At 69.9% G+C, this 6,666-nt stretch carries 6 protein-coding genes; 2 read left to right on the top strand and 4 right to left on the bottom strand.

Annotated elements, in window-relative coordinates; genetic code table 11:
- Window positions 1-382: 382 nt before the first annotated feature.
- Together ACFP1K_RS16515 and ACFP1K_RS16510 are read left to right on the top strand one after the other, a co-directional pair.
- A complete protein-coding gene (locus tag ACFP1K_RS16515; protein WP_380753555.1) occupies window positions 383-1,099 on the top strand; it encodes a thioesterase II family protein in 717 nt (238 codons plus the stop codon).
- A 173-nt stretch (window positions 1,100-1,272) separates the two neighbouring features.
- Window positions 1,273-2,631 carry a PP2C family protein-serine/threonine phosphatase gene (locus ACFP1K_RS16510; protein ID WP_380753552.1) on the top strand — a complete coding sequence of 453 codons (1,359 nt, stop codon included), beginning with the start codon at window positions 1,273-1,275 and terminating at the stop codon, window positions 2,629-2,631.
- A gap of 61 nt (window positions 2,632-2,692) precedes the next feature.
- On the opposite strand, the gene ACFP1K_RS16505 is transcribed toward ACFP1K_RS16510, so the two are convergent.
- The 4 genes from ACFP1K_RS16505 to ACFP1K_RS16490 are packed head-to-tail and all read right to left on the bottom strand — an operon-like array spanning window position 2,693 to window position 6,647.
- Window positions 2,693-3,205 (bottom strand): hypothetical protein, encoded by a 513-nt coding sequence (locus ACFP1K_RS16505; protein ID WP_380753549.1) that lies wholly within the window; start codon window positions 3,203-3,205, stop codon window positions 2,693-2,695.
- A gap of 28 nt (window positions 3,206-3,233) precedes the next feature.
- A complete protein-coding gene (locus ACFP1K_RS16500; protein ID WP_380753546.1) occupies window positions 3,234-4,538 on the bottom strand; it encodes a DUF418 domain-containing protein in 1,305 nt (434 codons plus the stop codon).
- A gap of 1 nt (window position 4,539) precedes the next feature.
- Window positions 4,540-5,757, bottom strand: a complete 1,218-nt coding sequence (locus tag ACFP1K_RS16495; protein WP_380753543.1) for an acyl-CoA dehydrogenase family protein — start codon at window positions 5,755-5,757, stop codon at window positions 4,540-4,542.
- Window positions 5,754-6,647 carry a branched-chain amino acid transaminase gene (locus ACFP1K_RS16490; protein WP_380753540.1) on the bottom strand — a complete coding sequence of 298 codons (894 nt, stop codon included), beginning with the start codon at window positions 6,645-6,647 and terminating at the stop codon, window positions 5,754-5,756. Before ACFP1K_RS16490 ends, ACFP1K_RS16495 begins: the two co-directional genes overlap by 4 nt.
- Between the last annotated feature and the right edge of the window lie 19 nt (window positions 6,648-6,666).

Below are 6,666 nucleotides of genomic sequence, written 5' to 3'. Positions count from 1 at the left end.
GGGTGGGGGGGGGGGGGGGGGGGGGGGGGGGGGGGGTGGGGGGGGGTGTGGGTGGGTGGTCTCTCAAGTTGGGTTTCGGGGCTCGCGTGGAGCCCGGCAGGCGCGGGGGTGCGGGGGTGTCCCCCGCATAGACACAGCCCTTGCGGCTTTCCGCGCGAAGCGCGCCCACCGCAAGGACCATTTTCAGAGGTGGCCGAGGTGGGGGGACCACTCGTTTTCAGAGGTGGCCGAGGTGGGGGGACCACTCGTTTCCCGGGGGCGGAACGTGTGGGTGCGTATGGGAACTGCGGGTGAGGGGGGTGGCTGCTAGGCTGATTTTTTGCTGAATGGGCCGGCCGGTCGCGTCATGTGAGGTCAAGTGAACACAGCTAACCGGTGGGTTATGAGGTGGGCGGCGCGGCCGTCGGCGCGGGTGCGGCTTTTTTGCTTTCCGTACGCGGGGGGCGGGGCGTCTATTTATCGCGGGTGGCATGAGCGGCTTCCCGCGCATGTCGAGGTGTTCGCGGTGCAGCCGCCGGGGCGGGAGTCTCGGCTGGCCGAGGCGCCGTACTCGCGGATGGCAGATCTGCTGCCGTCGCTCGCCGAGGGGTTGACGCCGCTGCTGGACAGGCCGTTCGCCTTCTTCGGGCACAGTCTCGGGGCGGCGGTCGGGTTCGAGCTCACCCGGTATCTACGGCGGACCGGCGGGGAGCTGCCCGGCCATCTTTTCGTCTCGGGGCGGCAGGCGCCGCATCTGCCGTCGCGCAACGAGCGCATCCACGCCATGTCGGACGACGCGTTCCTCGCGGGGGTGCGCAAGCTGGACGGCATCAGCCCGGAGCTGTTCGACCACCCGGAGCTGCTGGAGCTGCTGCTGCCTCTGCTGCGGGCGGACTTCACGCTCAGCGAGGACCACGCGTACCGGCCCGAGCACAAGCTGGACATTCCCATCACGGCGTTCCACGGGAGCGACGACCCGACGACCCGGGAGTCGGAGATGGCGGCGTGGGCCGCGCACACCAGCGGCCCGTTCGCGCTGCGTACGCTGCCGGGGGATCACTTCTTCCTGCGCGCCGAGCAGGAGCGGCTCCTGGCCGAGATCAGCGAGCGGCTGGGCTGAGCGCACGGCGGACAAGAGCCCGGTAATCGGGCATTTTATCCTTACTTATGACATTGTGCATTTACTAACGAACGGGCCCCAAAACCCGGCGTTCACCGAGGCAGACGGTCTGTACCGGCATATATTAATAAGATCGAAGGCGGTGTTTCGCGGCTGTCGGAGGACGACGACAAGTGACTCCTGATTTTGTGATCAAAGATCCCCGCAGTCGCGTCGAGTTACGCCTGCGCGGCGACGCGTCGTCCCAGGAACGGCTGGCGTTCCTGAACGACGCGAGCACGCGCATCGGAAGCACTCTCGACCTGACCCAGACGTGCCGCGAGGTGGTGGACGTGGCTGTGCCGCGCATCGCCGACGCCAGCGGGATCATGGTTCAGGAGCGTCTCATCACCGAGGGCGAGTTCCCCGGTCACCCCACCGACAGCGCGGCGCTGGTCCGGCGGCCCGCCACCGCGGTGGCGGTGGACAACCCCTGGGACTGGGCCACCGCCTTCCCGGCCGGGGAAGTCACCGTCTACCCGCCGTACCTGCCGCAGGCCCAGGCCATGGCGACCGCGAAGACCGTGCGGATCCCGTACATCGACCAGACGATCGCCGACGACAACGCCCGCGCCTTCGGGCGTCCCATCATCGCCCGGCTGCTGCTCGGCGGCTCGTTCCTCATCACCCCACTGATCGCCCGGGGCAACGTGCTGGGCTACCTGGTGCTGGTGCGCCAGCCGTGCAGTGAGCCGTTCCAGGAGCCGGACGCCGCGCTGGCCGAGGAGCTGGCCGCGCGCACCTCCATCTGCATCGACAACGCGCGCCTGTACCACCGCGAGCGGCGCACCGCCCTGGCGTTGCAGAGCAGCCTGCTGCCCGCGCGCCTGCACCACCCGCCGGGCCTGGAGATCGCGCACCGGTACCTCCCCGCCGGCGACCTGGCCGGGGTGGGCGGCGACTGGTACGACGTGATCCCGCTGCCGGGCGACCGCTGCGCGCTGGTGGTCGGCGACGTGATGGGGCACGGCATCAGCGCGGCGGCCACCATGGGGCAGCTGCGCACCGCGACGCAGACGCTAGCGATCCTCGACCTCGATCCGGGCGAGCTGCTGTTCCACCTGGACAACGTGGCCCGGCGACTCAACCCCGACCAGATCGCCACCTGCGCCTACGTGACGTACGACCCGGCGACCGGCGCGGTCGCGATGGCCAGCGCGGGCCACGTGCCGCCGCTGCTGGTGCCTCCGGGCGGCGAGGCCACGCCGCTCCCCGTCGTCCCGGGACCGCCGCTCGGGGTGGGCGGCGAGCGCCTGGAGACGTGCACGGCGACGCTGCCGCCCGGCGGCATGCTCGCCCTCTACACCGACGGCCTGGTGGAGACCCGGGACCGGACGGTCGACGAGGGCATCGCCACGCTGTGCTCGCTGCTGAGCGGCCCGCCGCGCGCACTGGAACGGGTCTGCGACACGATCGCCGAGGTGCGCAGGCAGGCCGACGAGCGCGACGACATGGCGCTGCTGCTCGCCCGAGCGGTGGAACGCGCCACCTGAGACGCCGCGGACACCGGAGTGCCGGGCGCCCGAGGGCACCCGGCACGCGAGGTGGGGAGATTCAGCCGACGGTCACGGTCTTGAGCGGCGTGCCCGGATCGTCGGGGGTGCAGGTGACGGTGACCTGACCGTACGTCTGGACGTCCGCCGTCACGGTGGCCTTGCCGGGGTGCAGCTCGTAGGTGCCCGGCTTGGACGGGGTCCACGTGGCGCCGAGCTGCATGCCGATCAGGTCGCCGCCGGGGAAGTACCCGCCCTTGGCCTCCGACTTCACGACGCCGGACTCCGGACCGCTGACATCGAGGTCGATGGTCGCGGTCCAGCTGTTGATGTCCACCGGGGAGTCGATGGGCGCCTTCACCGCCAGCGCGATCGCGACGGGCGAGCCCGCCTTGACCGCACCGGGGGTGAAGGTGGTGTACCCGGTGGTGCTGCCTTCCAGGGGTCCCACGCTCGGGATCTGGCAGGTGTACGGAGCCTTGAACTCGTACCTGAACGCCAGGGCCTGCCCCGCGATGGCGACGAGCGCGACCACCGACAGAACGGTCGAGGTCTTCTTACCGAGGGTGATCACCGGAATACTCCTTGGTCGATGCCGGGGCTCACGCCTGTGCCGGCTGGTCGGACTGCTCGCGCACCGCCGACGCCGGCTCCTCGGGACCCTCAGGCTCCTTGGATTCCTTGGCCTCCTTGGCCTTCTTGGCCGCCTCGGCCCCCTTGCGGTCCGGCACCGTGATCATGATGACCTGGTGGACGAACCACTCCAGCGGCCCGCGCCGCGCCCAGTTGCGCCACATCGTGGCGAAGACCAGGGCGAACAGCAGGAAGCTCGCGAAGATGTTGAACGAGAAGGGCGGTTCCCCGAAGGGCATGAGAGCCAGGAAGTGCCCGACGTAGATGGTGAGCGCCAGGCTGCCGGTCGCGGCCAGCGGCCAGAGCAGCCGGTTCCACGGGCTCTTGTCCATGATGATGAGGAACCCGCCGAGCAGCAGCGAGGCGATGCTCAGGCTCATCACCACCATGGGGATGCTGAGCGCGTACAGCTGGTGCGGCGGCGCCATCAGCAGCGACGCCCAGGGCACCGGCCCGCTGTCCGCCGTGCCGGGCACTCCCGAGCCGGGCGGGCGCAGCTCCTCCAGCACGCCGAGCGGGGTGGCCACGAACCACGACACCGCCAGCGAGGTCACGAGGCCGGCCAAGCCGAGCTTGATCATTCGCAGGCGCAGCAGGTGGTTGTTCAGGTCGAGCCGCCCGATCGCGAAGCCGGTCAGCAGCAGCGGCAGCGCGTACAGCATCTGGGGGTGCGTAGTGTAGAACAGCAGCCAGGCGGGCCAGTCCGCCGGGCTGAGCAGCACGTCGAAGCCGCTCACCGGGGGATAGGTGTAGAACTCCCTGGCGAAACCGCCCGCGTAGTTCAGCACGACCAGCGTGATGATCGGGTTGGCCACCGTCATGATGCCGGACGTGATGAACAGCGTCTTCGCGCTGAGCCCGAGCACCGGGATCAGCAGCAGGAACCACACGAAGTACCACATGAGGATCGGCTCGCCGATGCCGTCCATGTACAGCGAGAACGGCAGCAGGGCGAACGAACGCATGGCGAGCCTGCGCCGGGTGATCGTCATGGCATGCCCGGTCGGTGCCTTCGTGCCGCCGGTCATCAGCGCCGCGGAGAGGCCGGCGCAGAGGACGAACAGGCTCATCGGCCGGCTGGGCAGGTTCTCCTGCAGCCAGCCGAGGACCGGCACCGGCGAGGCGGGCGGCAGGATCGGCGCCAGCCAGCCGGTGGGGAGGACATGGATGTAGATCATGGCGAGGATGGCGAGTGCCCGGACCACGTCGAGGCCGAGGAGGCGTCCGAGAGGTCTGATCCGGGTCGGTGCTGGGGGGCTGGCTTGAGAAGTCATGTCACCGATCGTCCATACGTGGCAGATCGCTCATGCTCAGGCGACTGATGAGGTCCTCGAAGGGGGGATCCTGCCGATCGATCCCCGAGGCGACCATGTCGGCCAGCACCTCATCGGTCCCGCCGCCGAGGCGGGAGAGCCTGGCGTCCCGCCAGAATCGTTCGAGTGGGAAATTCTTAGAGTAACCCCGGGCGCCGAAGACCTGCATCGCCGTGTCGATGATGCGGCAGGCGCTCTCACCCGCGGTGAGCTTGAGCGCGGCGATCCCGTGCGAGGGCATGCGCCCGTCGCGCTGAGCGATGTCGACCAGCTGGGCCAGGCGGGCCTCCAGGTTCCACAACTCGGCCTGACAGGCCGCGAGGCGGTGCCGGATCGCCTGCTTGTCCATGATGCGGTCGTTGCCGATGCTGCGCCGCCGCGCGTACGCCACGGCGAGACGCAGGGCGGTGGCCGCCGAGGCGATCAGCTGCGCGCAGATGGCCAGCCGTTCGAACTGCAGCAGGTGCGTCGCGTACAGCAGGCCGACCCCGTGGTTGCCGAGCAGCGCGTCGGCGGGAAGTTCGGCGTCGAAGGTGACCTGGCCGACGTCGCAGCCGTGCAGGCCCATCGTGTCGAAGAACCCGTCGATGGTGACGCCGGGGTGGTCCAGCGGAAGCAGGAACAGGCTGAGGTCGCCGACGTGGGCCGGGTTCTCCATCTTGGCGAGCACCAGGATCTGGTCGGCCCGCCCGACGTTGGAGATGTACCGCTTGCAGCCGGTCAGCCGCCACCCGCCCTCCACGGCCACCGCGGTGGTCCGCATGCCGGCGAGGCTGGAGCCGCCGCGGGGCTCGGTGGCGCCGAAGCAGCCCACCGTGCGGCCGTCCAGCGCATCCTCCAGCAGGGCCTTCTGCCGCTCGCCCTTGCCGAGCCACTGCAGCGCGCCGATGAAGACCTCGCTCTGGCCCATGGCGACCAGCGCCAGGCCGCTGCTGACGTCGCAGATCTCCTGGCACATGGCCACGAGCCGCGGCACGCCCCGCTCGGCACCCCGTTCCCAGCGGCGGCGGAACAGGCCCGCCTCGCCCAGGGAGGCGATGACCTCCTTGGGGATGTGGCGGTCCTGTTCCCAGCTCTCGAAGTCTTTCTCGTCGAAGGCGGAGAGCATGCCGCGGACCTGCTCGCGAAAGCCGGCCACCTCGTCGCTCTCCGTCCCCGCGTACCCCCGATGAAGGCTCATGCCACGGGCTCCAGCCATTCCTGGTGGCTCGTGCCGTGCACGGCGTCGTGCAGATCCTTGATCAGGGTGGCGGTGACGTCACCGCGGTCGCCGCCGCCGATGGGACGGCCGTCCACCGAGGCCACCGGGACCAGCCCGGCGGCCGTGCCGGTGAGGAAGCACTCGTCGGCGAGGTACAGGTCGCTGCGCACCAGGTCGGCCTCGCGGGCCGGGATGCCGCGCTCGGCGGCCAGGGTGAGCACCGACTCCCGGGTGATGCCGGGGAGTGCGCCGCTGGTCGTCGGCGGGGTGATCACCGTGCCGTTCCGCACGATGAACACGTTGTGCGCCCAGCCGTCGGCGACGAAGCCGTCCTTGTTGAGCAGGAGCGCCTCGTCGCACCCCGCCATCTTGGCCTCGGTCTGCGCCAGCATCGCGTTGAGGTACTGGCCGGTGGCCTTGGCCGCGGGCGGCATCGAGTTGGCCGTGAAGCGGTGGAAGCTGGAGATCTTGGCCTTGACGCCCCCGGTGGGCGGTGCCCCGACCAGCGGGCCGTGCTGGGACGCGATCACCGCGGTGTGGAACGGCGCCCGCAGCGGGTCCGCGCCCTGGCCGAGGAACATGATCGGCCGCAGGTAGCAGTCGTCGAGGTTGTTGGCCGTGATGACGTCGAAGCAGGCCTGCCGGAGCTGGTCGACCGTGTACGGGGCCGGCACGCCGTAGATCGCTGCAGAGCGCCGCAGCCGTTCAAGATGATCGGTCAGCCGGAAGACCACCGTGCCCCGGTCGGTGGCGTGACTGCGGATGCCCTCGAAGAACCCGATGCCGTAGTGCAGGCCCAGGGTGCTGACGTGGACGGTCGCGTCTTCCCATGCTTTCATTTCGCCGTCGAACCAGATCTTGCCGCTCATGAGGACGCGCCTCCCTTCT

The sequence above is a fragment of the Sphaerisporangium aureirubrum genome, from assembly GCF_042658925.1.
Taxonomy (GTDB): domain Bacteria; phylum Actinomycetota; class Actinomycetes; order Streptosporangiales; family Streptosporangiaceae; genus Sphaerisporangium; species Sphaerisporangium aureirubrum.
This window is presented reverse-complemented; position numbering and strand designations above follow the sequence as displayed.